The 24,821-nt window shown below is 71.4% G+C and carries 24 protein-coding genes; 2 read left to right on the top strand and 22 right to left on the bottom strand.

Annotated elements, in window-relative coordinates; translation table 11 throughout:
• The 6 genes from AAC944_RS01925 to hypF form a co-directional block, all read right to left on the bottom strand.
• Entirely contained in the window at positions 1-867 is an 867-nt protein-coding gene (locus AAC944_RS01925; RefSeq protein WP_051871305.1) for an HAD family hydrolase, read from the bottom strand.
• A 3-nt stretch (positions 868-870) separates the two neighbouring features.
• Positions 871-1,419 carry a hydrogenase maturation protease gene (locus tag AAC944_RS01920; RefSeq protein WP_051871306.1) on the bottom strand — a complete coding sequence of 183 codons (549 nt, stop codon included), beginning with the start codon at positions 1,417-1,419 and terminating at the stop codon, positions 871-873.
• 50 nt (positions 1,420-1,469) lie between these two features.
• Positions 1,470-2,192: a CBS domain-containing protein gene (locus AAC944_RS01915; protein WP_030607514.1), complete on the bottom strand. Its 723-nt coding sequence runs from the start codon at positions 2,190-2,192 to the stop codon at positions 1,470-1,472.
• Positions 2,193-2,248: 56 nt separating this feature from the next.
• Entirely contained in the window at positions 2,249-4,948 is a 2,700-nt protein-coding gene (locus AAC944_RS01910) for a bifunctional acetate--CoA ligase family protein/GNAT family N-acetyltransferase (RefSeq protein ID WP_037771054.1), read from the bottom strand.
• 85 nt (positions 4,949-5,033) lie between these two features.
• Positions 5,034-5,384 (bottom strand): HypC/HybG/HupF family hydrogenase formation chaperone, encoded by a 351-nt coding sequence (locus tag AAC944_RS01905; protein WP_063759855.1) that lies wholly within the window; start codon positions 5,382-5,384, stop codon positions 5,034-5,036.
• A gap of 5 nt (positions 5,385-5,389) precedes the next feature.
• Positions 5,390-7,657 (bottom strand): carbamoyltransferase HypF, encoded by a 2,268-nt coding sequence (hypF, locus tag AAC944_RS01900; RefSeq protein WP_368396764.1) that lies wholly within the window; start codon positions 7,655-7,657, stop codon positions 5,390-5,392.
• Between the two features lie 235 nt (positions 7,658-7,892).
• Here hypF and AAC944_RS01895 point away from each other — a divergent pair, with 235 nt between their 5' ends.
• Positions 7,893-8,825, top strand: coding sequence for a universal stress protein (locus AAC944_RS01895; protein WP_368396763.1), 933 nt, complete (start codon positions 7,893-7,895; stop codon positions 8,823-8,825).
• Between the two features lie 119 nt (positions 8,826-8,944).
• Positions 8,945-10,681 carry a GAF domain-containing sensor histidine kinase gene (locus AAC944_RS01890; protein ID WP_196942704.1) on the top strand — a complete coding sequence of 579 codons (1,737 nt, stop codon included), beginning with the start codon at positions 8,945-8,947 and terminating at the stop codon, positions 10,679-10,681.
• Here the strand turns inward: AAC944_RS01890 and AAC944_RS01885 are convergent.
• The 16 genes from AAC944_RS01885 to AAC944_RS01810 form a co-directional block, all read right to left on the bottom strand.
• Positions 10,673-11,482 (bottom strand): response regulator, encoded by an 810-nt coding sequence (locus AAC944_RS01885; RefSeq protein WP_078888242.1) that lies wholly within the window; start codon positions 11,480-11,482, stop codon positions 10,673-10,675. The genes AAC944_RS01890 and AAC944_RS01885 overlap by 9 nt on opposite strands.
• A gap of 86 nt (positions 11,483-11,568) precedes the next feature.
• Positions 11,569-11,829, bottom strand: a complete 261-nt coding sequence (locus tag AAC944_RS01880) for an SHOCT domain-containing protein (protein ID WP_368396762.1) — start codon at positions 11,827-11,829, stop codon at positions 11,569-11,571.
• 98 nt (positions 11,830-11,927) lie between these two features.
• Positions 11,928-12,959: a hydrogenase expression/formation protein HypE gene (hypE, locus tag AAC944_RS01875; RefSeq protein ID WP_030607537.1), complete on the bottom strand. Its 1,032-nt coding sequence runs from the start codon at positions 12,957-12,959 to the stop codon at positions 11,928-11,930.
• A complete protein-coding gene (hypD, locus tag AAC944_RS01870; protein WP_030607540.1) occupies positions 12,956-14,062 on the bottom strand; it encodes a hydrogenase formation protein HypD in 1,107 nt (368 codons plus the stop codon). The genes hypE and hypD overlap by 4 nt, the downstream gene beginning before the upstream one ends.
• 29 nt (positions 14,063-14,091) lie before the next feature.
• Complete coding sequence (locus tag AAC944_RS01865) at positions 14,092-14,772, bottom strand: CBS domain-containing protein (protein ID WP_030607544.1); 681 nt, start codon at positions 14,770-14,772, stop codon at positions 14,092-14,094.
• A gap of 10 nt (positions 14,773-14,782) precedes the next feature.
• Complete coding sequence (locus AAC944_RS01860; protein WP_030607547.1) at positions 14,783-16,156, bottom strand: Ni/Fe hydrogenase subunit alpha; 1,374 nt, start codon at positions 16,154-16,156, stop codon at positions 14,783-14,785.
• Positions 16,153-16,953, bottom strand: coding sequence for an NADH-quinone oxidoreductase subunit B family protein (locus tag AAC944_RS01855; protein ID WP_030607551.1), 801 nt, complete (start codon positions 16,951-16,953; stop codon positions 16,153-16,155). Before AAC944_RS01855 ends, AAC944_RS01860 begins: the two co-directional genes overlap by 4 nt.
• Positions 16,954-16,963: 10 nt before the next feature.
• Positions 16,964-17,821: an FAD/NAD(P)-binding protein gene (locus AAC944_RS01850; RefSeq protein ID WP_051871308.1), complete on the bottom strand. Its 858-nt coding sequence runs from the start codon at positions 17,819-17,821 to the stop codon at positions 16,964-16,966.
• A complete protein-coding gene (locus AAC944_RS01845; protein WP_030607557.1) occupies positions 17,821-18,273 on the bottom strand; it encodes a cyclic nucleotide-binding domain-containing protein in 453 nt (150 codons plus the stop codon). The genes AAC944_RS01850 and AAC944_RS01845 overlap by 1 nt, the downstream gene beginning before the upstream one ends.
• Complete coding sequence (locus AAC944_RS01840) at positions 18,270-19,508, bottom strand: 4Fe-4S dicluster domain-containing protein (protein WP_063759856.1); 1,239 nt, start codon at positions 19,506-19,508, stop codon at positions 18,270-18,272. The genes AAC944_RS01845 and AAC944_RS01840 overlap by 4 nt, the downstream gene beginning before the upstream one ends.
• A 441-nt stretch (positions 19,509-19,949) precedes the next feature.
• Positions 19,950-20,240 (bottom strand): dsRBD fold-containing protein, encoded by a 291-nt coding sequence (locus AAC944_RS01835; protein WP_030607563.1) that lies wholly within the window; start codon positions 20,238-20,240, stop codon positions 19,950-19,952.
• 331 nt (positions 20,241-20,571) lie between these two features.
• Positions 20,572-21,147, bottom strand: coding sequence for an Rv1733c family protein (locus tag AAC944_RS01830; protein ID WP_030607564.1), 576 nt, complete (start codon positions 21,145-21,147; stop codon positions 20,572-20,574).
• A 37-nt stretch (positions 21,148-21,184) separates the two neighbouring features.
• The gene (locus tag AAC944_RS01825) at positions 21,185-22,339 is read right to left on the bottom strand and encodes a site-2 protease family protein (protein WP_030607567.1); all 1,155 of its coding nucleotides are present in this window, start codon (positions 22,337-22,339) and stop codon (positions 21,185-21,187) included.
• A gap of 48 nt (positions 22,340-22,387) precedes the next feature.
• The gene (locus tag AAC944_RS01820) at positions 22,388-22,603 is read right to left on the bottom strand and encodes a DUF2180 family protein (protein ID WP_078888243.1); all 216 of its coding nucleotides are present in this window, start codon (positions 22,601-22,603) and stop codon (positions 22,388-22,390) included.
• 160 nt (positions 22,604-22,763) lie between these two features.
• Positions 22,764-23,654: a DUF1918 domain-containing protein gene (locus AAC944_RS01815; protein ID WP_030607571.1), complete on the bottom strand. Its 891-nt coding sequence runs from the start codon at positions 23,652-23,654 to the stop codon at positions 22,764-22,766.
• Between the two features lie 56 nt (positions 23,655-23,710).
• Entirely contained in the window at positions 23,711-24,748 is a 1,038-nt protein-coding gene (locus tag AAC944_RS01810) for an alcohol dehydrogenase catalytic domain-containing protein (RefSeq protein ID WP_030607573.1), read from the bottom strand.
• Positions 24,749-24,821 lie beyond the last annotated feature (73 nt).

Here is a 24,821-nt window from a genome sequence, read left to right as displayed (position 1 = left end):
CTACGCGTCACGGGATGCCCGGTTGCCCGGCCTGGCCGCGGGACACCGGGTGGGAATCAGGCGCGGGACGAGTTCCGCCAGACTGCGGGTGACCTGGGCCGCTCCGCGCTCGTACAGCTCGACGGCGTTCTCCGTGCGCCCTTCCCGGTTCACGCCGAGGGGGAGCGCGAAGCCACCTCTGCGGGCCGCGGTGATCCAGGCGGGGGCCGCGACGACGACAGCGCTGTGCTCGGGTGCCGTCCGCAGATGCCGGGCGGCCTCGATCAGCAGGGCCGGGTCCGGGCCGGCCGGCACGTGGAGCTGGGTGCGGTCGCAGCCGTCGACGATGGCGTCGAACCGTTCGGCCAGGCCGGCTGTCCTCAGCAGCCGGCGGCCGTGCCGGGAGGCCGAGACTGCGACGACGGGCATGGCATGGGCGTGCGTCGCCGCCACGAGATCGAGGCTGTCCGGCCATACCGGTACGCCGTGCCGACGCACCTGCTCGTCGAAGAACCGGTCCTCGTCAGCCACCAGCGCCCGGAGCACGCCGGGGGAGTCGGGATGACCGGGGTCGTAGATGCCGCGGGAGGTGAGAAAGGCCTGGAGGCCGTCGAGCCGTGCCCGGCCCTGGAAGAAGCGGCGGAAGTCGGTCTCCGGATCGAACGGCCGGACGGACAGGCGGTGTACGTGTCCGTTGTCCCGCAGGAAGCCGTCCAGGGTGCGTTTCCAGGCGCCGGCGTGCAGCCGCGCGGTGTCGGTCACCAGTCCCTCGATGCCGAGGAGCAGGGCGCGGCACTGAAGCAGCCGCGAGTGTCCGAGGGTGGCGGGGACGTGCGCGGGCTCCCAGGTGCCGGCGTACGTGCTGCGCTCCCGCTGGTGCGTGCTCATGGGTCACACCTCCTGGGCGCTGTCGTCGGAGCGAGCGCTTTCGACGGAGCCGGGCACCCCACGAGCGGTGGCGTCGCGGTGCCGCACGATCTCCGCCTCCACGGCGTCCGCCAGGGGCTCGACGGTCTCGGCCACCGCCGTGCTGAGGCCCGTACCGAGGGAACGGTCCGCGCCTTCGACGGCGAGGACGAGGAGGCGTCCGGGCAGCCTGCCCAGTGCCTCGGAGAGTTGCAGGGCTTCGCCCAGCCCCAAGCCGTGGGAGCTGGTGGGCGGTGGGGGCAGGTGGGAGGCCGTGAGGCTGAGGCGGTGTACGCGGCCCGGACGGCCGGGTTCGGCGTGGGCGGCGTCGATCACCACGGCCAGCTCCATGCCGTCCCAGAGCGCGATGAGCCGGCCCGGATCCCCGTCGCAGTCCGCGAGCCGGACGGACGGCGGCAGCGGGCGGCTGAGCGCCCGTTCGCGCAGGCGCTGGACCACTGCCGGACCGATGCCGTCGTCGTGCCGGAAGGTGTTGCCGACACCGATCACTGTGATGCGGAACGACTGGACCATGGCGTTCCTCCGGTCGTCAGTGGGAGCGCTGCCCGGAGCGTTCATCCGGATCAGATCCGTCGCAGCCACTCCTCGGTGATGCCGTGCAGGGCTTGTTCGCTCGGCCGGAGGCGGGAGTCGTCCTCCTGGTAGCCGAGGTTGTCGATGACATCGACGACGCCGTCGATCCGGGAGGTGAGGCGGAGGGCGAGGGGGATCTCGCTGCGGCGCTGGAGGGTGCCCGAGAGGGTGACCGTTCCGCCGTGCACAGTGACGTCGATGGTGCGGGGCTCCAGCCACAGGGTGCGGACCAGTACCTCGTCGACCACTTCTTTGCGGATGTCGTCGTCGGAGCGCAGGAACACGCCCAGGAGGTCGCCACGGGTGACGATGCCCATCAGCCGGCCTTCGGCGTCGATGACGGGCAGCCGGTTGCAGTGGTGCCGGGCCATGACGCGGGCGGCTTCGACGAGGGACTGACGTGGGCCGACGGTGACGGCGGGCTTGGTCATCAGGTCGGCGGCCGTGGTCGCGCGGCTCTTGGTCCGCACAGCACGTGCACCGTCGAGCGGCAGACGGGGGAAACGGTGCGGTCGTTCGTCGTGCTGGACGGTCTGCCGGGCCATCAGGTCGGTCTCGGACACCACACCCAACACCTTCCCGTCACCGTCGACGACGGGTACGCCACTGATGCGGTGCTGGGCGAGCAGACGCGCGAGGTCTTTGAACACCATGGCCGGCTCTGCAGTGACGACGTCGCGGTTCATGACGTCGCTGACGGATCGGTAATGCATCGTTCCGCTCCTTCCTGGTGTGGTGCGAGCGGGTCGGCGTGGCGAGGCGCGCCGGGTCAGCGGGCACGTAGGCGGCGCAGGTACGGGGCCTCGGCTGCGCGTGGTGTCAGCCGGATGCGCACGTCCAGGGCGGTCACGGCCCCGGGGCCGGCGAGTACCGGATTGAGGTCAGCTTCGGCGAGCTGCGGCAGGTCGCAGGCCATGCGGGAGAGGCGGTGCAGCAGTTGTTCGAGGCCTTCGAGGTCGACCGGGCCGTCACCGTGCTGTCCGAAGAGCAGTGGAGAACAACGGGGCGTGGTGATCAGGGCATGAACGTCTTGGTCGGTGAGCGGTGCCAGCCGGGCGGCGTGATCGGCCAGTACTTCGGTTGCCGTGCCGCCGAGGCCGAAGAGGACGAGCGGTCCGAAGACGTCGTCGTGCGTCACGCCGGCGACGAGTTCGACGCCCCGCTCAGCCATGGGCTGTACCACCGTCCCCGTCATCAGCTCGCCGAACCTGTCGGCGAAGTCCCGGTAGGCCGCGCGCACCGCCTCCGGACTCCGCAGGTCCAGGCGGACGGCACCGACCTCGCTCTTGTGGACGATGCCGGGCCAGTGGGCTTTGAGGGCGGTGGGCAGGCCCAGACGTTCGGCGGCCGCGGCCGCGGCGTCCGGACTGTTGGCCCAGGCCCAGGGCTGCTGGGGTATCCCGTACGCGTCCAGTAAGGCACCGCACAGCCGGGGATCGGCCCAGCCGCCCTCAGGCGTGTGCTGGAGGAAGTCGTCCACGAGGAGGGCGGCCGTCGGAGCGTCGGTGCGGTCGAGGGACGGTATCGAGCCCAGCGGTTCCGCACGCCAGCGGGCGTACTCCACCGCGTGGCCCAGCGCCCGGGCCGCGGCGGCCGGCTCGGCGTAGGCGGGAACCGGCCGCCCCTCCGGCGCCGGCAGCAGGCGAACCGGTTCCGCCTGGTCCAGGAGCGCCGCCAGGACCGGCCGGTTCCGGGCTCCCGCCGGGCGGATGAGTGCCTCGACCGGGTCGTCTCCGCTCGCCGCGGCGAGTGCGGTGGGCACCAGTACGGCCAGTACGGCGTCGACCGCGCCGTGACGGGCCAGCCGGTCCAGGCACTGGGCGAACGCGGCTGAGGTGACGGCGGGCGTGGTGTCCACCGGGTTGGCCACGCGCGCCCCCGCCGGCAGTGCGGCAGAGAGGTCTGCCGCGAGCGCGGCGGGCAGTTCGGGGATGGTCAGACCGGCTTCGGCGCAGGCGTCGGCGGCCAGGACCGCCGCGCCGCCCGCGTTGCTGACGATCGCGACACGCGGGCCGGCCGGGAGCGGCTGGGTGTGCAGCAGAGCTGCGGTTTCCACGAGTTCACCCAGCCCGGTGGTGGGGATGATGCCGGCCTGGCGGAAGAGGGCACGGCGGGTCATCGTCGGAGTGGCCAGCGCGGCGGTGTGGGAGGCCGCGGCGCGCCGGCCGGCCTCGGAGCGGCCCGCGTCGACGGTGAGCACGGGCATCCGCCGGGCCAGCCGGCGTGCGGTACGGGAAAAGGCGCGCGGGTTGCCGAAGGACTCCAGGTGCAGCACCGCGAGGTCGGTGCGGCCGTCGCACTCCCACCACTGCAGCATGTCGTTGCCACTGACGTCGTACTTGTCGCCGAGCGAGACGAAACTGGAGATGCCGATGCCCAGCCGGGAGAGCGCGCCGAGCAGGGCGATGCCCACTCCGCCGGACTGGACGGCGACTCCGGCCGTGCCGGGGCGGGGCGCGGTGGCGGCGAACGTCGCGTTCAGCCGTACCGCGGGATCGGTGTCGGCCAGGCCGAGGCAGTTGGGACCGACCAGCCGCATACCGTGCCGCCGGCAGGCCGCCAGCAATCCGGTCGCCTCCTCGTCCCGCAGCCCGGCGCCCACGACCACGAGTGCCCGCACGCCTCGCGCACCGCACTGCTCCGCCACGTCCGGCAGCGCCTGTGCGGGCACGGCCAGCACCGCCAGTTCGGGTGCCTCCGGCAGCATGGCGACGGTCGGGAAGCACTGCACGTCGGCGATGGACGCGGCGCGCGGATTGACCGCGTACAGCGCGCCGTTGAAGCCGTTGCGGCGGAGGTTGGTGAGAACGGCGCGGCCCACCGACGTCTCTTTGCGGCCGGCTCCGATGACGGCGACGGACCGTGGCCGCAGCAGGGGGCGCAGGCTGGCCACGTCGGCGGTACGTCCCCGGCTGTCGACCGCCATGAGGTACTGCTCGTCCTCCTGCAGTTCGATGGTGCTGTGCACCTCGCCCTGCTCGAAGCGCCGGGTCGTGCGCAGCCCCAGATCCGCGACGACCTTGAGCATCAGGTGGTTGTCGGCGAGGGATTCCGCCGTGAACGCGGTGACACCTGCGGCGCGTGCGGTGTGCGCCAAATGCTCCAGGAGCAGCGTGCCGACGCCGTGCTCGTGCCAGTCGTCGGCGACCGTCAGGCCGATTTCTGCGAGCTGCGGCCGGTCGGGGGAGTCGATGCGGTGGTACTCCGCGACCCCGATGACCTTGTCGCCGACGAGAGCCAGCAGCGCCTGATCGGTGGGGCTGCTGAGCGTGCAGATCCGTTCGGCAGCCTGTTCGGCGCTGCGCAGGCTCGCGGCGAAGAAACGCCGACGCAGATTGTCCGCGGACATGCGCCGGTACATCTCCAGAACGCGCTCGCGGTCGTCCGGGCGGACGGTCCTGATGGACGCGGTCGTACCGTCCGTCAGAAGCGCGTGCACCGCATCCGGTCCTTCGGCGTGCATGGCCATCGCTGCCCTTTCGCCGGTACGGGCTGAATTCCTGAGGCCATCGTCCGGCCGGGACCGGCCCGCCATGAGGGGCCGGGCGGGGCCGCTACGGGGCTGAACGGCCCTCCTCCGGCCGGGCCGTCGGCCCGGGGCCGGACAAGGCGGCGTCGCGGCTCAGCCGCATACGCGCAGCATCACCGGCAGGCAGGGGTTCACCCAGTTCGCCCGCCACGGCATCACCCATCGCCCGCAGTACGTCGAGCGTGCGTCGGGCCTCTTGCTCGTCGACAGTGGTGATGGCGAAGCCGACATGCACGATGACGTACTCGTCGACGGACGCGCCGGGGGTGTACTCCAGACACACCTCACGGCGCACACCACCGAAGTCCACCGTCGCCATCCGCAGCCCGGCATCGTCATGAACCGACAGGACACGGCCGGGTATGCCCAGGCACATGCTGCTCACGTTCCCTTCGGGAGCAGGGCGGCGGCGATGGCTGCCTGCCCGTAACTGATTCCACCGTCCCCGGGTGGCACGGCGCCGCCGACGTACACCTCCACGTCCCGCGCCTGCAGCAGCCGGCGTACGTCGGTGACCAAGCGGCGGTTGGCGAAGCAGCCGCCGCCCAGGCACACCGTCCGCGGCGCGCCCGCCTCGACCGCCTTTTCGACGAGTGCCGCGGTGACCTCGGCGACCGTGGTGTGGAAGGCGGCGGCGAGCCGGGCGGTGTCCCGCGGTCCGGCGGGTGCGCACAGCGCCGTGAGGGTCGGCATCGGATCGTAGACCCACAGGCCGTCCACCCGTACCAGCCGCCAGGGCAGCGCGGGCGCGCTCCGCCGGCCCGCCGCGGCTTCCAGCGTGACCGCTGCCTGCCCCTCGTACGACACCTCGTCGCACACACCGAGGAGCGCCGCGGCCGCGTCGAAGAGACGGCCCGCGCTGGAGGCCCTGGGGGAGCTGACGCCGCGGCGCACCATGGTGCGGAGGGTGGCGTGCGTGCGCGCGTCGAACCGGTCGGTGAAGGGCGCGATCGCCTCCGGCGGGGGCATGGGCGCGCCGAGGGGTTCGGCACCGTAGAGGTAGCCCAGCGCCATGCGGTCGGGGTGGCGTACCGCCGACTCCCCGCCGGGCAGCGGAGCGGTGGCGAAACGGCCGACCCGGCGGAAGTGTGTGTAGTCGGCGAGCAGCACCTCACCGCCCCAGAGTGTGCCGTCGTCACCGAGGCCGAGTCCGTCGTAGGCCACGCCGAGGAAGGGGCCGCTCAGCCGGTGCTCGGCGGCGCAGGCGGCGATGTGGGCGTGGTGGTGCTGCACGGGCATGCGGTACTGCGCGGGGAATCGCATCGCCCACTGCGTGGACAGGTATCGGGGGTGGAGGTCGTGGGCCACTGTCCGAGGAGTGACGCCGGTGAGCCGGGTGAGGTCTGCGTAGGCGCGTTCGAATGCTTCCAGCGCGTCGGCGTCGTGCAGATCGCCCGTGTGCGGTCCGAGCACGGCCTGCCGGTCGTCCGCCAGCGTGAAGGTGTGTTTGGACTGGGCTCCGACGGCTATCAGGGGAGTCGTCGCGGGATGTGGAAGGGGGAGCGGTGCCGGTGCCAGGCCGCGGGCCCGGCGCAGCGTCATGCGCGTGCCTCCCACTACTTGGACGACCGAGTCGTCGTATCGCGAGCGGATGCCCCGGTCGTGGGTCAGGAAGCCGTCAGCGATCCCGGCCAGCCGCTCGTGGGCGTCGACGTCGTCGATGGCGAGGGGCTCTCCGGAGACGTTGCCGCTGGTGACGACGAGCGGGCGGGTCAGATCCCGCAGCAGCAGATGATGGAGGCCGGTGGTGGGCAGGAAGATGCCGATGTGCCCGGTGTCCGGATGGACCGCGGTGGCGGGTACGGGACTTCCGGCGCGGGCGGGAAGCAGCACCACCGGCCGGTCCGGGGCCGTCAGTTCCCGGGCCGCGGCCCGGCTGACGTGCGCGAGTCGCCGCGCTGCGGCCAGATCAGGGACCATGACCGCGAGCGGCTTGTGCGGGCGGTGTTTGCGCCGGCGCAGCTCATCGACCGTGCCGGGCCGGGCCGCGTCGCACACGAGCTGATAACCGCCGATACCTTTCAGCGCAAGGATGCCACCGACCGAGAGCAGCCCCTCGGCAGCTTGGAGAGCGGACTCGTCCCGTAGTGAGTACCAGATGAGCCGGGGGCCGCAGTGCGGGCAGGCGAGGGGTTCGGCATGGTGACGCCGGTCGGACGGGTCGTCGTACTCCCTCGTGCACGCCGTGCAGAGGCCGTGGCTGCCCATGGTCGTGCCGGCCCGGTCGTACGGCAGCGATTCGATGACGGTGGCGCGCGGGCCGCAGTCCGTGCAGTTGATGAAGGGATGGCGGAAGCGCCGGTTGCCGGGGTCGAACAGTTCCTTGATGCAGGCGTCGCAGGTCGCGGCGTCCGGCGGAATCTCGCGGACGCCGCTCTGCCGCGGTCCGGCAGCGCTGGGGCCGATCGTGAAGCCCGTACCGGGCGGCGGGTCGTCCGGCGTGCGGCCGACCTCGACACTGCCGACCGTTGCCGACGGGGGAGCCTGCGTGTGCAGCGCTGTGACGAGCCGGTACAAGGACAGCGGCGCCCCGGCAGCAACGATCACCACGTGCCCGTTGACGTTGCGTACCGTGCCGTCCAGCCCCAGACGCGTCGCGGTCCGGTGGACGAAGGGGCGGAAGCCCACCCCTTGCACCGTTCCGCGCACGACGATCCGGACCCCGTGCCGACCTGCCGCGTCGCGGGCCGGCCCAGTGGCCCGGGCCGGGGGGCCGTCCCCGCCGTTCGTCGTCCGCTTTCCCGGCTCCGGCTCATCCATGGTGCAGGCATCCCTTCGCTGTGCTGCCGTCAGCATGAAGCCCGGCCGACGTGACGCGCTCGGGGCCGAAAGGCCCCGAGGCGGAGCCGGTCCGGCCCCTGCCCGGAGCCGAACGGCCGGGGTGATGCTGTCCGCGGATTCCGGGGCGGGTTGCCGACGCCGCGGTGACGAGAAGGGCGGCATCATGGAACATCCACTCGTGGTGGGGGCCGATGGTTCGGACGCCGGACTGGATGCGGTGGACTGGGCAGCCGACGCGGCCGCGCGGTACGGCATTCCCCTGCGCATCGTGTACGCCTCGCGCTGGGAAAGGTACGAGGGGCACCTCCCTGACGGGTCGACCGAGTGCTCCTCCGAACGCGTCATGGAGGAGACGATTGTCGGCGTCGCAGCTGAACGTGCCTCTCGGCGCGTGCCGGGGCTGGAGGTCACCACCTATCTCGCTCCGGACGACCCGGTGGAGGCCCTGCTGGCCGAGGGACTACGGGCGAAGGCGGTGGTGGTCGGGCATCGTGGCCGGGGGCGGCTGACGTCGTTGCTGCTCGGTTCGGTGGGGCTGGGCGTGGCGGCCCGTGCTCACTGCCCCGTGATCGTGGTACGCGGCCGTACGGGAAACACCCTGGGCGGCGAACGCAAAGTTGTCCTCGGGGTCGGTGAACGTGCGACGGACCCGGCGGCGGTGACGTTCGCTCTGGAAGAGGCCGCCCTCCGCGACTGCACCGTCGAGGCCGTCCACGCGTGGCGCTGCGCCGGCACCGAAGTGGCTGGACTGTGCGGGCCGCACGGCGAATACCGAGCCGAACACGAGCGCCGCGCAGCGGAGCTGATCGACGAGGCGCTGAACAAACCGGCTGCCGCATTCCCGCAGGTGACCGTGGAGCGCCGGGCGGCCGAGGGGGCGCCGGGCATGGTGCTGGTGGCGGCGTCGCACACCGCCTGCCTCATGGTGGTGGGCGCGCATCGACGGCGTGGACACACCGGGCTGCAACTCGGCCTGGTGAACCACACGGTGCTGCACCACGCGCAGTGTCCGGTCGCCGTCGTCCCGGAAACCTGAGCGTCCACGGACTGCGCACCAAGCGCTGAACCGACAGGTACGGGGTAGGGACGAACTGCTGCCTCCGGGTTAGTCTGCGGGGAGCGGATCGCACACGGGGGAGCGGGGAGGCTCGCCCCATGCCGGGCTCAGCTGACAAGCAACAGCCGGTGCACACGCAACAGTCCGGTGCGCCGCCGACGCTGCGCCTGGACGGACTGCTTCTGGAGGAGCTGCAGTCCCGGCTCGCTGCCGCCCGCGCCACACATGACCGTATGCACGGCCTGCTGGACGCGGTCCTGGACATCGGCGGTGATCTTGATCTCGAGCAGGTACTGCAGCACATCGTCGAGGCCGCCGTGCTGCTTGCCGACGCCGAGTACGGCGCCTTGGGAGTGATCGGAGAAGGCCAGTGCCTGTACCGTTTCCTTCCTGTCGGCATCGCTGACGAACTGGCGCGCAAAATAGGCCCGTTGCCCTCCGGGCACGGCATACTCGGCGAGCTGATCCGCCACCCGAAGCCCTTGCGGCTGACGGACCTCACCACTCACCCCAGCAGTTACGGCTTCCCTGAGCACCACCCGCCGATGCGGACTTTTCTCGGGGTGCCGATACGCGTCCGTGACGAGGTCTTCGGCAATCTGTACCTCACGGAGAAGCGCGGCGGAGTGCAGTTCGACGCCGAGGACCAGGCCATGCTCTCGATGCTGGCGGTCGCCGCTGGCGTGGCCATAGACAACGCGCGTCTCTACGACGAGAGCCGGCGGCGGGAGCAATGGCTCGAAGCGCTGGGCGAGATCACCAGGACGCTGCTGTCCGGAGCCGGTACCGGTGAGGTGCTCGACCTGATCGCACGGCGCAGTGGCGAACTGGCCGACGCGGAGTCGGTGGCGGTCTTCCTTCCGGACGCTGTCACCGGTGAGCTGACCGCAGCAGTCGCACAAGGGGCGGACGCGGAGCAGCTCGCGGGGTCGGCGGTGCCGTTCGACGGTTCGCTCGCGGGCCTGGCTGCCCGCACCGGTGAACCGGTGGTCACCGCTGACCTCTCCACTGATCCACGGGCGCACACGCGGGCTCACACCTCGGCCACCGGTCCGGCCGTCGCCGTTCCGCTGCGGAGCGACGCACAGACTCGCGGCTCCCTCAGGCTCTGCCGCACACAGGGCCGGCAGCCGTTCTCGGACAGCGACGTACGGCTGATCTCCGGGTTCGCCGAGCAAGCCGCTCTCGCCCTGGAGCTGGATCGTGGCCGCCGGGAGTCGGAGCAGGTGAACGCCTTGCGTGAGCGCGACCGGATCGGGCAGGACCTGCACGACCTGGCCATCCAACGCCTGTTCGCGGCGGGAATGACGCTTCAGAGTGCCGGGCGGCTGATCGATCGGCCGGAGGCCGCGGCGCGCGTCGGACGGGCGATCGATGACCTCGATGAGACGATCAAAATCATCCGTTCCACCATCTTCGGCCTGCGCACCGCCGCGGACCCGCGGGAAGCCGCCGGCTTACGGCGCCGGATCCTCGATGTCGTCGGGGCGGCGGGGGAGACGCTGGGGTTCTCGCCCTCACTGCGTATGGACGGGCCGGTCGACACCGATGTGCCGTCGACGACGGCCGAGCATCTTCTCGCCGTACTCACCGAGGCGCTGAGCAACGTCGCCCGGCACGCCCACCCCCGGCGCGTGGACGTCGCCCTCACCGTGGCGGAGGAGGCCGTGCTCAGTGTCACGGACGATGGCACGGGCCTTGGCCCCGGCACGCCGGAACGCGGAGGCCTCGCCAACATCCGGTCCCGGGCCGAAGCGCTCGGCGGAAGCCTGCGCCTGGAGACGCCGGCCCACGGCGGAACCCGTCTGATCTGGAGCGTTCCGTTGTCACAGTAGGTCCTGACGCTCGGGGACGGGGTGGTGCCGACGGGTTCGAGGACCGGTACCACCCCAGGACCCGTGTGTCCCGTACCCGGCAGCCTTGCCGCCCTCCTCCGACTCGCCCCGCTCCCGTAAGCGTTCGGCGATGACGGCGGCCTGTATCCGCCTGCCCACCTTCAGCTTGTTGAGGATGGCGGAGATCCGGTTCTTCACGGTCTTTTCGGCGAGGTAAAGGCGCTCGGCGATCTGGCGGTTGGTGAGGCCTTCACCGATCAGGTCCAGGATTTCCCGTTCACGGGGTGAGAGACGGGCGAGTTCCGGCGGATCGGTGGTGCCGTGGCCGGCAGGGCTGCGGACACGGGCCAGCACGCGGGCGGTCGCACCGGGATCCAGCATCGACTTGCCTGCCGAGACGGTACGTATGGCTGTCACCAGGTCCGTCCCGTGGATCTGCTTGAGTACATAGCCCGCGGCCCCGGCCATGATGGCGTCGAAGAGCGCTTCGTCGTCGTCGAACGACGTCAGCATCAGGCAGGCGAGATCAGGGAGGGCGGCGCGCAGATCGCGGCAGACGCTGATGCCTTCCTTGTCCGCGCCCTCGGTCATGGAACCCAGCCGGACGTCGAGTACCGCAACGTCCGGCCGCAGGGCGGGGGCCCGGGCGAGTGCCTCACGGGCATCGGCCGCTTCGCCGACGACGGTCAGGTCCGGCTCCGAGCTGAGCAGGTCCTGTAATCCGCGGCGGACGAGTTCGTGGTCATCCAGCAGGAAGACCCGGATGGGAGGGGCGTCGGACGACGCCGGACTGGCGTTCATGCTGTCGGGTTCCGTCCTTCTTCTCAGCAAGGCGTGGTCGCATCGACCAGCGGCTCGGTGTCTTCCAGGGCCCCGCAGGCGTCGGGTCAGCTGCCCCGCAAGGCCGTGCGGCGGCGCTGGTACTCCTCCTCGTCGATCTCGCCGCGCGCAAGACGCTCCGCCAGAACCTGTTGCGGCGTCCGATGGGCCGACGGTATTCCCGTATCACGGTGACTGCGGACGAGGTAACGGACAAGAAACGCCACACCCACGAGCAGCAGGCCCCAGAAGATCAGCTGCGCGATCGCCATCGCGATGAATCCCCAGCCGCTCATACCGGTGCCGTATCCGTACATCACGTCACTCACCTCCCGGAGAGTCGACCCAAGCGTGCGCTGACGAGGGAACGGCAGCCATGGGCCGGTCAGCCCTGACTGCCGCCGGCCGGCCCTGCCGGATCGCGCGGTCAGCAGATGCGGGGCAGCTGTTCCCCCAGCGGCATGTCGATGACGCGGTGGGCACCGACCAGCGTACGCAGCACCACGCGGCCGGGGTGGTCCGGCACGACCTCGCCGATCCGGGCGGCACCGCACCCCTCGGGCAGCGAGCGCAGTGCCGACAGCGCGGCGTCGGCGGCGGACGCGGCGATGTACGCCACGAAGCAGCCTTCATTGGCCACCTGCAGGGGATCGAGCCCGAGCAGGTCGCAGGCGGCCGCGACCGGCGCGGGCACCGGCAGGCGGGCCTCGTCGATCTCGGTACCGACCCGGGAGTCGCGGGCGATCTCGTTGAGTGCGGCGGCCAGCCCTCCGCGAGTGGGGTCGCGCAGGGCGTGCACGTGGCCGGCGAGCGGGGCGAGGACCCGTACGAGGCGGTGCAGCGGGCGGGAGTCGGAGGCGATGTCCGCCTCGAAGCCGAGGCCCTCGCGGGTGGAGAGCACGGCGGTGCCGTGCAGGCCGATGGGGCCGGAGAGCAGTATCGCGTCGCCGGGCCGGGCGCCGGCGGCGGTGGGCCGCATGAAGGGGAGACGGCGGCCGATCCCCGTAGTGGTGAGGAACATCCGGTCGACGGCGCCCCGCTCGACGACCTTGGTGTCTCCGGCGACGACGGGTACGTCCGCGCCGCTCGCCGCCTTCCCGACGGACGCCATCACCGTACGGAGCTCGCTGAGGGGAAGTCCCTCCTCCAGGACCAGGGACAGCGTCAGGGCCACCGGCATGCCGCCCCGCATGGCCAGGTCGTTCACGGTCCCGTGGACGGCCAGGGAGCCGATGTCACCGCCGGGGAAGAACAGCGGGCTGACCACGAAGCTGTCGGTGCTGACGACGAGTTCGGGGTGACCGGGGAGGAGGGCGGCGTCCTCCAGCGGGCCGTCCGGTGCGCCGAGCGCGGGCAGCAGCACGGAGCCCAGCAGCTCGGCGCTGAGGCGCCCACCGGCACCGTGGCCGAGCAGCACCCGATCGTCCTCATGGTGCGGGGCAGGGCAGTCGAGGGTCATGAAGCGCTCCTCGGAGTCGGCGCTCGTCCGGCGGCGTGGAAGGCGGCGCAGGTTCCCTCAGCGGAGACCATGGGGGCCCCGAGCGGGGTGCGCGGGGTGCAGCGCGTTCCGTACGCCGTGCAGTCCGTCGGCAGCCGGGCACCGGTGAGGATGGCGCCGGCGATGCACTCGGGATGTTCGGTGGCGTGCAGCCGGCCCACGTCGAAGCGGCGGGCCGCGTCGAACTCGGCGTACTCCTCGGTGAGTTCCAGTCCGCTGCGGGGCAGCGGCCCCATGCCGCGCCAGGCCCGGTCGGTGACGCGGAAGACCTGGGAGACGACCGAGCGTGCGACGGGATTGCCCTGGCGGCGGACTGCCCGGACGTACTGGTTCGCCACCTCGGCCCGCCCGGATTCGAGCTGCCGGACCGCCAGGAGGATGCCCTCCAGCAAGTCCAGTGGTTCGAATCCGGTGACCACGATCGGTACGCGGTAGCGGGCGCTGAGCGGTTCGTACTCGCGCCAGCCCATCACCGCGCAGACGTGTCCCGCGGCGAGGAACGCCTGCACCTCGCAGTCGGGGTCCTCCAGCAGAGTGACCATCGCCGGTGGCACCAGGACGTGACTGACCAGGACGGAGAAGTTGCGCAGCCCCAGCCGTGCGGCCTGGAGCACGGCCATGGCGTTGGCCGGTGCGGTGGTTTCGAAGCCGACGGCGAGGAAGACCACCTGCCGCTCCGGGCGGGCGGCGGCCAGGCGCACCGCCTCCATGGGGGAGTAGACGACGCGGACGTCCGCACCCCGGGCGCGTAAGGACAGCAAGTCGGTGTGCGTGCCCGGGACGCGGAGCATGTCACCGAAGCTGGTGAACGTGACGCCCGGCCGGGCCGCGATGGCCATCGCCCGGTCCAGGGTCTCCAGCGGCGTCACACAGACCGGACAGCCGGGCCCGTGGATCATGCGGATCCCGGCCGGCAGCAGTTCGTCGATGCCCTGGCGGACGAGCGTGTGGGTCTGGCCGCCGCACACCTCCATGATCCGCCAGGGCTGAGTGGCGACCGCCGACAGCTCGTCCAGCAGCCGGCGGGCGAGCCCGGGATCGCGGTATTCGTCGAGGTACTTCACGAGCTGCCTCCGGCGGGCCGCCTGCGGTTTCAGGACGGTGAGTGGTGGCGGGTGCCGGTCAGCCGCATGTCGGCGTCGACCACGCCTTCCACGCTGCGGATCAGCCGGGCGGCCACCGGGACCAGCGAGCAGTCCTTGATTTCACCGCGTACGGTGACCACGCCCTCGTCCACCTCGATGGTCACCTCCTGGCCGGGAGAGCGGAACAGCGGGCCGACTATTTCGCGACGGACCTCCTCGGCGATGTCGGCGTCTTCCCGGAGGAACACCTTCAGCAGATCGCTGCGGCTGACCACGCCTTCCAGACGTCCTGCGGAGTCGGTGACCGGCAGCCGCTTGATCTTGTAGACGGCCATGATGCGGGCGGCCTGGGCGATCGTTGCGTCGGCGTGCACGGTGACGGCCGGGGTGGTCATGAGCTCGCCGGCCGTCATACCGCCGGACTTGACCAGCGCCTCCAGCTCCCGGGCCTGTTCGATCCGGGAGGGGGTGTGGTCGCGGAACTGCTCCTTGGGCAGCAGGTCGGCCTCGGAGACCACGCCGACGACCCGGCTCTCGCCTTCGAGCACGGGCAGGGCGCTGATCTTCCACTGCTCCATCGTCTTGACGATTTCCTTGAAGGGCGCTTCGCGGCCGACCGCGACGACCGTGCGGGTCATCACGTCGTCGACGGTGTGCGGGGACCGCGGGACGGGTGCGATGTCGGGCATGGAGGACTCCTCAGGAGCGGTCGACGGTCAGATCGAGGAAGTGGGCCGAGCAGGAGATGCACGGGTCGTGGTTGCGGATGCCGCGCTCGCACAGCGCGGTGAGTTCGGTATCGGTCACCGGATCGTCCTCGTGGTCGAGCCGGCGCTGGACGAGGCGCCGCAGGTCCTCCTCGATGGCGCCCTGGTTCTGTGCGGTGGGCGGGATCAGGAGGGCGTCGGTCACGGTGCCGTCCGCGTCCAGGGCGTAGCGGTGGTACAGCAGGCCGCGCGGGGCCTCGGTCGCGCCGTGGCCGGTGTCCGCACGGGGGAAGACCTCCACATACGGGCGCGGCGGTGGCCGGTACGCGTCGATGATGCGCAGTGCCTCGTCGATCGCGTACAGGGCCTCCACCGCCCGCACGACGATGCTGCGGAACGGGTTGCGGCACACGGCTCCGGACAGCGGGTCGCCGAGACCGGCCTCGCGGGCTGCCTGCAGCGCGACGGGGGAGAGCCACCGCCCGCTGAGCGCGTAGCGGGCGAGCGATCCCGTGAGGTAGCGCTCGCCGTCGAGTGTCGCCTGCAGGGCGGTGGAGTACGGCACCTGCCGCTCGGTGACCTCCTCGGTGAAGGCGTGCACCGGAAACTGGCGGAGGGGGAGCGGCTCATCGGTGTCGCCAGGCAGCCCGTGTGCGTGCGGTGCGGCCATGACCGCCGGGATGCCGCCTTCGATGGCGTAGCGTCCCGGTTCGATGAGCGCCAGCAGTGCGTGGTCGGCGCCCGCGTCGGGGAAGTCGAAGCCGGCTACCCAGCGAACCGTTGCCCAGGCGTCGTCCCGGGCCCGGGCGAGCTGTTCGCGCAATGGGCGTAGTTCGGCACGCGTCGGGACGCGGTGAAAGCCACCGATTCGCACATTGACCGGGTGGATGGCCCGCCCGCCGAGCAGCTCCAGGATCGCGTTGCCCGCCTGCTTGATGCGCAGGCCGCGCTCGACGTCGGCACGCCGGGTGCGCGCCATGTCGACGGCGCTCGCGTACCCCAGGAAGTCCGGTGCGTGCAGGAGGTGGATGTGCAGGATCTGGCTCTCGATCCACTCGCCGCAGTACAGCAGCCGCCGCAGCGCGGCCAACTGCCCGCCCACCTCGACACCGCAGGCGTCTTCGACGGCACGGCAGGCACTGAGCTGGTACGCCACCGGACAGATGCCGCAGACCCGCGATGTGATGTCGGGCGGTTCGGTGTACGCACGGCCGCGCAGGAACGCTTCGAAGAACCGCGGCGGCTCGTAGATCTGCAACTCCGTCCGCGTCACCCGGCCGTCGTGCAGCCGCAGATGCAGGGCACCCTCACCCTCCACCCGGCTGAGCGCCCCGACGCGCAGCACCCGTGAGCTCCGGTGCGTCATGACGGCCGCTCCTCCTGCTCTTGCGAACGGGCCTCCAGCGCGGCGAAGGCGGTGGCGTTGTAGGTGCGCAGTGCCCGGCGGAGGGTCGGCTCGTCCATGCCGTCCCGCCGCAGCAACGGGATCAGCGCGGGCAGGTTCGTGGTGGCCGAGGGGCCGAAGCAGCCGTAGCAGCCCCTGCCGTACGCGGGGCAGATCGCCCCGCAGCCGGCGTGGGTGACCGGCCCCAGGCAGGGAGTGCCGTGCGCGACGGTCACGCACACCGTGCCGCGCCGCTTGCAGGCGAAGCAGACGCTGTGATCGGGGATGTCGGGCTTGCGGCCGACCAGGAACGCGGTGATGACCTCCAGCAGCTGGCCGCGGTCGATGGGGCAGCCGCGCAGTTCGAAGTCGACCGGGACGTGCGCGGACACGGGGGTGGAGGTGGCGAGCGTGGCGATGTACTCGGGGCGGGCGTAGACCGTGGCCCGGTACTCCTCGACGTCCGCGAAGTTCCGCAGGGCCTGGATGCCACCGGCGGTCGCGCACGCGCCGATGGTCACCAGATGACGCGCGGCGGCCCTGATCTCGTGGACGCGCCGCTCGTCCTCGGGAGTGGTGACCGAGCCTTCCACGAGCGCCAGGTCGTACGGCCCGGAGCCGACGGCGCTGGACGCCTCCAGGAAGTGCCGGATCTCGATGCGTCCGGCCAGTTCCAGCAGCTCGTCCTCGCAGTCCAGCAGGGTGAGCTGACACCCGTCGCAGGAGGCCAGCTTGAAGACGGCGAGGGTGGGGCGGGTCGCACGTGCTGTTGCGGGCACGGTGCTCACCTCACAGTTCCGGAACGGTCAGCAGCGGTTCGGCGCGGTGCCACCCGATCACCGGCCCGTCCCGGCACAGCAGTACGGGACCGAGCTGGCAGTGGCCGCACTCGGCCGACCCGCAGCGCATGTTGCGTTCGAGCGAGACGCGGATGCGGTGCGCCGGAACGCCTCGCGTGACCAGCTGCCGCGCCGTCGCCCGGATCATCGGCTCGGGCCCGCAGACGTACGCGACGGTGTCCGCCGGCCGGAAGACCGCCCGGTCCAGCAGCCGGGTGACGACACCCACCGAGCCCTGCCAGCCCGGCGCCGGACGGTCCACCGTGACCGCGACGTCCGCCGTCGCGCTCCACGCCCTCGCCTGCAGCTTGTACAGCAGGTCCGCCGGAGTGCGTGCCCCGATCAGGACGCTCAGCCGGCCGAAGCGGTCCCGCTCACCCAAGATGTCGAGGATGACCGGCCGCAAGGGCGCGAGACCGATTCCCCCTGCGATGACCAGTACGTCCCTGCCCGCGGCCATGCCGAGGTCCCAGCCGGTGCCGAAGGGGCCGCGTACGCCCACCGTGTCACCGGCGGCCATCGAGTACAGCGCATCGGAAACAGCACCGACCGTGCGTACCGTGTGGACGAGCGCAGCTTCACCCACCGGTAGCCCCGCAACGGATACCGGGATCTCCCCGATGCCGAAGGCACAGAGCATGGCGAACTGCCCCGGCACGAACGGAGGAAGCGGGTTCCCGACCGGCGCCAGCTTGAGCGTCGCGCTGTCCGCGGTTTCCGGGCAGCGCCGGACGACCCGGTACGGCACCGGTACCGACGGCGCACGGGAGAGGGCACCGGACGGCGAAGTCGCCAGGGCCGAAGCCATCACACACCGCTCCCCTGAGGGCCGTACAGATCCATGAGACGGGTACGCGCACACACCAACCGGTGCCCGATCACCTCGGCGCAGGCCAGTACCAGATCACGTCCCAGTACCGGATCCTCATGACACAGCCCGCGTACCGCTTCCGCCTCGAACTCCCAGGCCCGTACGGGACTGAGTGCCGCCGCGCCCAGATGCCAGCTGCGGGGCGGGAAGAGCCACGCCCAGCCGAGCAGGTCTCCCTGCCCCAGGGTTTCGATGACCGCCGGCCGTCGGCCCGGCACGTGCAGGTCGAGCTGGACCGCGCCGCTGCGGAGGATCCAGAACCGGTCGGCCGGCCGGCCCTCCTCGAAGATCCGCGTACCCGCGGGGAAGGACACTTCGCGCCCCAACGCCATCAGCTTCCGGCCCTGCTCGGCGGAGAGCGCTCCGAACCGCCCCGTCAAGGTCTTCATCGCTGTCCGCCGCCTTCCTGCCGCGCGCGCCTGTCCGGCCCGGCCGCCTGCCCGCTGCCCGCGGTCTCCGGCAGTCCGGCCTCCTCGGCAAGCGCCGTGGCCTCCTCGGTGATGTCGATGCCGACCGGGCACCACACGATGCAACGCCCGCATCCCACACACCCCGACTCGCCGAACTGGTCGTGCCAGGTGCCGAGTTTGTGCGTGAGCCACTGCCGGTACCGGCTGCGCCCGCTCGCCCGGACCGGCCCACCGTGCAACCGGCTGAAGTCCAGATCGAAGCAGGAGTCCCAGCGCTGCCACCGTTCGGCGTGGTCGCCCGTGAGATCGGTGACGTCCTCGGTGGTGGTGCAGAAGCACGTCGGACACACCATCGTGCAGTTACCGCAGGTCAGGCACCGGCTCGCCACGTCGTCCCAGCGCCTTGCCGCCGGCGAACCGGCCATCAACGTGTGCAGATCGACCGGTGGCATGGACCGGCCCATCCGTTCCGCCGCGTCCGCCACCACACGTCGCGCGGCAGACTCCGTCACCGGGGCCGCAGCCTCGACCGGCAGCCGGGTCAGCAGCTCCGCCCCGGCGGCACTGCCTGCCCGTACCAGGAAACGGTGCCCGCCCTCGTCCAGCAGCTCCGTCATCGCCAGGTCGTAGCCACGGTCCTCCGCATCCACCGCGGGACCGCTGCCCATGGACGTGCAGAAGCAGGTCGCTCCCGGCTCGGTGCACTCCACGGCGACGACGAACGCCCGCGCCAGGCGGCGCCGGTAGGCGGTGTCGGCTCCCGGCCCGCCGCCGAGCACCCGCCCCTGAACGGCGATCGCCCGCAGATCGCAGGGGCGTACCCCGAGGAAAGCGTAGGCAGGAGTGGCGTCGGCCGCATGCTCGTCCTCTCCCCGTACGGTCCACTCACCGTCTGCGCTCCGGTCAGCGGTCCAGCGGCGCACCCGCTGCGGATGCAGATACGCCTTCCAGGACTGCGGCCCGGCGCTGTGCGCGAACACCATCGCATCCTCGCGGCGCACCAGCCGGTACCGTCCGGCCGCCAGCTCGACGCCCCAGCCGTGGGGCAGCTGTGCCGCGTCGTCGATCTCGGCGAGCACGATCGCGCCGTCCCGGACGGTCGGCCCGATCACCTGCCGGCCGCCGCGCGCGAGTTCCCGGACCAGGGCGGTCAGCCCGTCGTCGCGCAGTACCCAGGCATCCCGCCGTACGTCGTTCACCGAGACCTCCCGCATGTGCTCCGGCCGTCACACTCAGCGTCGTACGCGAGCCGGTCCCACCGACATGGGCCGAAGAGCCCCCGTCAAGGACCGGACAGCCCACAGGCGGACGGCGGTCGCGGTACAGGTGCCCGTTCGGCCCTTTGACGCCGTGGCCGCCTCGCGCAAGGGTGCCGCAAGGGTGCAAGGGTGCGAGGACGCGGGACGCAACCGGCAGGCGGCGGCTCGTGGTTCGGTAGGCACCAGCCCGGTGGCTGCCGGCTTTCTGCCACCGCGCTGTCGGTTCGTGCCCGGTGCCGTACCAGCCGTGCGCGACGGGCGAAGATACGGTGAGCAGGCACATCGTGGCAGGCGTGGACGGTTCACCACCGAGTCGGACCAGGCTCGGGCACGCAGAGCCGAGGCCGGCGGGCCCCGTCCCCGGGCCGGTGACCGCCCGTCGTCAACCGCCCGTCGTCACTCCTCCCGGGGCAGGTGCCCGGCTCCCACCCCCTCGATGTCCATCGCCGCATCGTGGATCAGCAAGCGGCCCATGGCGGCCAGCGCGCGGCCCACCGCCAGTTCGTCGCCGATCTCGGGCACCGGGGCATCCTGCGGATTCCGGTGTGCGTGGCCTCGCGTTTCGAGGATGTTGTCGCCGGTGTCCAGCACGAGCCAGGCGGTGGTCTTCGGGCCCGTCTCGTAGAGGTACAGGCGCAGCTTCCACTCCTTGACGGCCAGCTGCTCGCCGTCGGCGGTTGCGGACATGGTGTCGTCCCCCTCCCGCGACCGGCACCCCCGGGCCCTGAGCACCGGCCGGCACCGCCGCTCCGCCTCCACGATGACACCTCCGGCAGCGATGTACATCGGGCCGAACGGCCTCGGCGGAAGGAGACAGGTACCCCACTGTCCTGATTCCGGAGCGAGCGGGCTCGCGCCTGCCGGGCCCGTCGTCCCCGAGGGAAGACGCACGAGGCCGGTGTCACCGCTGGACACGAAGACCGTGGCGGCTCTCGTCCGAGGTGATGTGTGGGGAGGGGGCCGGTGCCTCGGAACGCAGGCGTCCGCCCACTCGGTGTGCCGTGTCGTGCGTCGGCAGTCATGTGCGCCTGCGCCCCCACCGCGGGCCGACTTCGGCCCATTCGCGCTCCCACTGCTGGGCGCGGTGGTGGTCCAGCCGCAGGTGAATCCCGTACACCACGCTCAGTACGAGGCTGCACCAGCCGAGCGCCGCCACGGTTCCGGCCAGTGCCGCTTCGATGGCGCCGATGACCGGGCCGGGAGGCCGTGCGGTGAGCCGGCCGTGCTCGTCGACCCAGACAGTGATCTTCGTGCCGGCCGGACGGTCCGGCTCGACGCGCGTCGAACCCGTACGGGAGGAGCCGTTCCGGTCCTGCCAGCGGACCGTGACGCTCACCTTGGTGTCACCGGTCCGGTACGCGGTGCCGGAGGACCGGCCGGGTGCGTCATCGACCAGTACGGCGGTGGTCGGGGTGCGGTTCTGACGCTGTTCGTGGAGGTTGTCCGCGGCCGTGCGCCCTGTCACGAGCGCGGCAGTGAGGCCGCCGGTCAGGAGGAGCAGGACCGCCACGAGGATGATCCTCGCCTCAAGGATGTCGGAAGGCCGCTTGAGCGGGTTGCTCCGCCAGCGCCACAGTGTCTTCGTGCGCCTCATGGTTCGGCCTTCCTGGGACCGCGAGCCGGCGCGCTCGCTACGGCTGGTGTGCGGCTCCCGCCGTCAGCCAGGAGACGGCGCGGTTGATGTCCGAACGCGACACGATGCCGACGAGGCTGCCGGTCGTGGGCGAAATGACCAGGGCGCGGCGCCCCGCACCGCTTTCCAGGAGCGGTATCAGCTTCACCACCGGAGTGTCGGGAAGGGCGGTGGTGACGTCGGCCAAGGGGCTCATGATGTCGCCGAGCGTGGTGGTGGCGCGGCGGTCAGCGGGGGTGCGGTCGATCTGCGTGACGGAGACCAGGCCGACCGGAGCTCCGTCCACGCCTGCCGAAGGCATGACGGGAAAGGCCGTATGACGGTAGTAGTCGGTGGGCAGGTGTGCGAGGAAGTCCTCGACGGTGGCCGTGGCGGGGACAGTGGCGGGATGCGGCGTCATCACCTGCCGTACCGGGACGCCGGACAACGTGCTGCGGAACTGGGCCTGCTGGCCTTCCGCGGTCGCCGTCACGATCATGAACCACCCGATGAGCGCCAGCCACAGCCCTGAGAGGTCGCCGCCGAGCAGAACCGATGCGAATCCGAGCAGCACCAGGAGCCAGCCGACGAAGCGTCCGGCGGCGCTGGCGCCGAGAGCGGCCTTCAGCCGGTCGCCGCTGCGCCACCACAGGAACGCGCGCAGCAGTCGGCCACCGTCCAGCGGGGCGGCGGGGAGGGAGTTGAAGACTGCCAGCAGGATGTTGACGGCGGCGAGCCAGCCGACCGCCTCGGTGAGGAGCTGCGGGACGGGCAGGCGGTCCAGCCACAGGAAGAGGCCGACGAACAGGGCGCCCAGTACGGCGCTGGTCAGCGGGCCTACCCCGGCGATGCGCAACTCGGCGCGCGGGGAAGACGCTTCGTCGCGCAGGCGTGCCACTCCGCCGAGCATCCACAGGGTGATGTCTTCGACCTTGACATGGTTGCGGCGTGCCACGACGGCGTGCGCCAATTCGTGGGCCAGCAGCGAAGCGAGGAAGACCACGGCGGTTCCGAGGGCCAGGCCCCAGTAGGCCGCGGCCGAGTGGCCGGGGTGGTTCCCGGGGAGGCGCCCTTGGGCGAGGGCGAGCGTCACCAGCACCAGAATGACCAGGACGCTCCAGTGGACGCCGACCCGTACGCCGGCGATCCGGCCGAGGGTGAGTGTTCCCTTCACGGCCCCTCCTTCAGATGTCCAGCGGCTGATGTCCTGCGGCGGAGACGTCTAGGTGGCGGGGGATTCCTGTTCGGCACCGCCGCAGGTACGACAGGTCGCGCGGCGGGCGGAACGCTTCCCCCAGGAAGGGCCGGTGCCCACGTCGTGGTGCACTTCTTCGGTCGTGAGAACCATGTGCTCGGCACAGATTCCCGTGCCGCAATGACAGCAGACCGCGACCGCCGAGACGTCTTTCCGTTCTTGTGTGCAGTCGAAGCAGTTCATGGAGAGATCCTTGTCGCTCGGACTTCTCACTTCGTCCTACGGCCAGTGTGCAGCGCGCCCCCGCACGGTATGGGGGCCGGACGGCCTCTTGCGCGCGGCAACCGGCTCCGGCCATGGGGGAGAAGCGTGCCGGAGAAGGCAACGGGGCGAGGCGTCCACCTCACTCGACGCCTATACGCCGCCCGCTGATGCGCAGCGGCCTGATCGACACCCAAAGGGGGCGGTCTCCTCCCGCCCACGGCAACGAAGGTGCCCGTGCGGTCAGTTCGTCGGCGGCCGGTCCTGTGACGAGCCGCGCGGGCCCGACCATCAGGACGCTCCAGCCCTGGCTCATGGCCTCGTCGATGTGGTCCACCTGGAACGCCGCGAGTTTCCCGACCGCTGTGGCTGTGACGGTTCCTGGCGCCGTGCGGTAGACGACGGTGTCGTCGATCAGCGTGTAGTTCACCGGTAGCACCTGGGGCCCGTCGGCTGTCGACAGAGCCAGGCGTCCCACGCCGTGTGAGGCCACCAGGCGCAGGCATTCCTCGGGCCCGAGTTCGTGCAGGCGCGGATGGTACGCCGCGCGTCCCGGGCCCGGTGCCCGCTCCGCACCGGCTCCTCGCAACACATCGGGCGTGGTCTCCAGGGCGGCTGCCAGGCTCAGCACGGTGGCGGAGGACGGGTCGGCCGGCCGCTGTTCCAGGTAGGCGAGGTAGTTCTCGGCCATCCCCGCGCGGTCGGCCACCTCGGCCCGGCTCAGGTCCAACCGCCGCCGCCGGTGAGCCACCCGGCGTCCGAAGTCGCTTCCGGGAGGTGACGGGTCGAGTGACGGGTCGAGTGCTGTGCCAGGAGTGCCGGAGTGTTCGTGGGGCTGCTCCGGCAGCCTGGAGGAGCGGATGCGGGCATCCGGTCCAGGATGGACGAGTGTCACCTGGCCGGTGTCCGACCAGCGCACGTCGTAGGGCGGAGAACCGTCCGCGTGATGCAGTCCGACGATCTCTCCCTCCCGCAGGCGGCTTCCGGTGGTGGGGCTTTCCACCACCAGTTCGTCGCCGAGCTGGGCTCGCATGTGTGCCACTCTCCTCTCCGGGGCAGTCCTCCGCCGCTGTGCCTTCGGCGGTGAAGCTAGGCCGTCAGTACGACTTTCAGCGCGTCCGTTTCGCCCGCCCGCGCGAAGGTGTCGTACGCCTCCGCCATCTGTCCGAGGGAGAAGGCGTGCGTGACCATGGGCGCGGTCGGCAGCCTCCCTTCGGCGAGCATGCGCAGCAGCGCGGGCGTGGTACGGGTGTCGACCAGCCCTGTCGTCAGCGTGACGTTCTTGCTCCACAGTTCTTCCAGGTGCAGTGTCGCGGGCTTGCCGTGCACGCCGATGTTGGCCACATGGCCGCCCGGACGCACCATGCGCACACACATCTCGAAGCTCTCGGGGACGCCGACCGCCTCGATGACGACGTCCGCTCCCAGGCCGTCGGTGAGGTCGGCGACGAGCTGTTCGGGCCCCTCGCCCTGCAGCGCCTTCGCGTCCGCGCCGAACGTCCGGGCCGCCGCCAGCCGTGACGGGGCGAGGTCCACGGCGACGATCCGCGCCGGCGAGAACAGTCGCGAGGTGGCAATGGCGGCGAGCCCCACGGGCCCGGCGCCGACCACCACTACCGTGTCACCCGGCCGTACAGTTCCGTTCAGCACTCCCACCTCGTATGCGGTGGGGAAGATGTCGGCCAGCAGTACGGCGTCCTGGTCGCGTACGGCGCTCGGCAGCGGGTGGACGGACAGGTCCGCGAAGGGCACGCGCACGTACTCGGCCTGGGTGCCGTGGAGGGTGTGCCCCAGGAGCCAGCCGCCTCCGCCGCGGCACTGGCCGTAGGTGCCCACCCGGCAGTAGCTGCACCGGCCGCACGCCGAGATGCACGACACCAGCACCCGGTCGCCGGCCTGCACGCTGTGTACCTCGCTGCCGGTTTCGACCACCTCGCCGACGGCCTCGTGGCCGAGCACCGTTTCCGGCCGGACTTCCGGTACGTTTCCCTTGAGGATGTGCAGGTCGGTACCGCAGATGGTGACGGCCGAGACCCGCACGATCACATCGGTGGCGTCCTGGATCACGGGCTCTTTCACGTCCTCCCAGGCCGATCGGCCCGGTCCGTGAAAGACGTACGCCTTCATGGGGACCCCTTCTCTCCGTTCGCTGTGTGCACAGCGCGTCGGTTCGTACGCGGCCACCCGAACCGGCCGTAGC

Source organism: Streptomyces sclerotialus (assembly GCF_040907265.1).
In the GTDB taxonomy this organism is placed as follows: domain Bacteria; phylum Actinomycetota; class Actinomycetes; order Streptomycetales; family Streptomycetaceae; genus Streptomyces; species Streptomyces sclerotialus.
The sequence above is the reverse complement of the archived record's forward strand: the minus strand, read 5'-3'. Positions and strand labels throughout refer to the sequence as shown.

What these genes read in the sequence shown, in the direction of transcription:
- AAC944_RS01840 (WP_063759856.1), bottom strand. Translation starts at nt 19,508, where the DNA reads ATGCGGGAGGTCTCGGTGAACGACGTACGGCGGGATGCCTGGGTACTG.
- AAC944_RS01920 (WP_051871306.1), bottom strand. Translation starts at nt 1,419, where the DNA reads ATGGTCCAGTCGTTCCGCATCACAGTGATCGGTGTCGGCAACACCTTC.
- AAC944_RS01915 (WP_030607514.1), bottom strand. Translation starts at nt 2,192, where the DNA reads ATGCATTACCGATCCGTCAGCGACGTCATGAACCGCGACGTCGTCACT.
- AAC944_RS01905 (WP_063759855.1), bottom strand. Translation starts at nt 5,384, where the DNA reads ATGTGCCTGGGCATACCCGGCCGTGTCCTGTCGGTTCATGACGATGCC.
- AAC944_RS01815 (WP_030607571.1), bottom strand. Translation starts at nt 23,654, where the DNA reads ATGCGAGCCCAGCTCGGCGACGAACTGGTGGTGGAAAGCCCCACCACC.
- AAC944_RS01885 (WP_078888242.1), bottom strand. Translation starts at nt 11,482, where the DNA reads ATGAACGCCAGTCCGGCGTCGTCCGACGCCCCTCCCATCCGGGTCTTC.
- AAC944_RS01895 (WP_368396763.1), top strand. Translation starts at nt 7,893, where the DNA reads ATGCTGTCCGCGGATTCCGGGGCGGGTTGCCGACGCCGCGGTGACGAG.
- AAC944_RS01820 (WP_078888243.1), bottom strand. Translation starts at nt 22,603, where the DNA reads ATGAACTGCTTCGACTGCACACAAGAACGGAAAGACGTCTCGGCGGTC.
- AAC944_RS01865 (WP_030607544.1), bottom strand. Translation starts at nt 14,772, where the DNA reads ATGCCCGACATCGCACCCGTCCCGCGGTCCCCGCACACCGTCGACGAC.
- AAC944_RS01810 (WP_030607573.1), bottom strand. Translation starts at nt 24,748, where the DNA reads ATGAAGGCGTACGTCTTTCACGGACCGGGCCGATCGGCCTGGGAGGAC.
- AAC944_RS01830 (WP_030607564.1), bottom strand. Translation starts at nt 21,147, where the DNA reads ATGAGGCGCACGAAGACACTGTGGCGCTGGCGGAGCAACCCGCTCAAG.
- AAC944_RS01850 (WP_051871308.1), bottom strand. Translation starts at nt 17,821, where the DNA reads ATGGCTTCGGCCCTGGCGACTTCGCCGTCCGGTGCCCTCTCCCGTGCG.
- AAC944_RS01845 (WP_030607557.1), bottom strand. Translation starts at nt 18,273, where the DNA reads ATGAAGACCTTGACGGGGCGGTTCGGAGCGCTCTCCGCCGAGCAGGGC.
- AAC944_RS01925 (WP_051871305.1), bottom strand. Translation starts at nt 867, where the DNA reads ATGAGCACGCACCAGCGGGAGCGCAGCACGTACGCCGGCACCTGGGAG.
- AAC944_RS01860 (WP_030607547.1), bottom strand. Translation starts at nt 16,156, where the DNA reads ATGACGCACCGGAGCTCACGGGTGCTGCGCGTCGGGGCGCTCAGCCGG.
- AAC944_RS01910 (WP_037771054.1), bottom strand. Translation starts at nt 4,948, where the DNA reads ATGGCCATGCACGCCGAAGGACCGGATGCGGTGCACGCGCTTCTGACG.
- hypE (WP_030607537.1), bottom strand. Translation starts at nt 12,959, where the DNA reads ATGACCCTCGACTGCCCTGCCCCGCACCATGAGGACGATCGGGTGCTG.
- AAC944_RS01890 (WP_196942704.1), top strand. Translation starts at nt 8,945, where the DNA reads ATGCCGGGCTCAGCTGACAAGCAACAGCCGGTGCACACGCAACAGTCC.
- AAC944_RS01835 (WP_030607563.1), bottom strand. Translation starts at nt 20,240, where the DNA reads ATGTCCGCAACCGCCGACGGCGAGCAGCTGGCCGTCAAGGAGTGGAAG.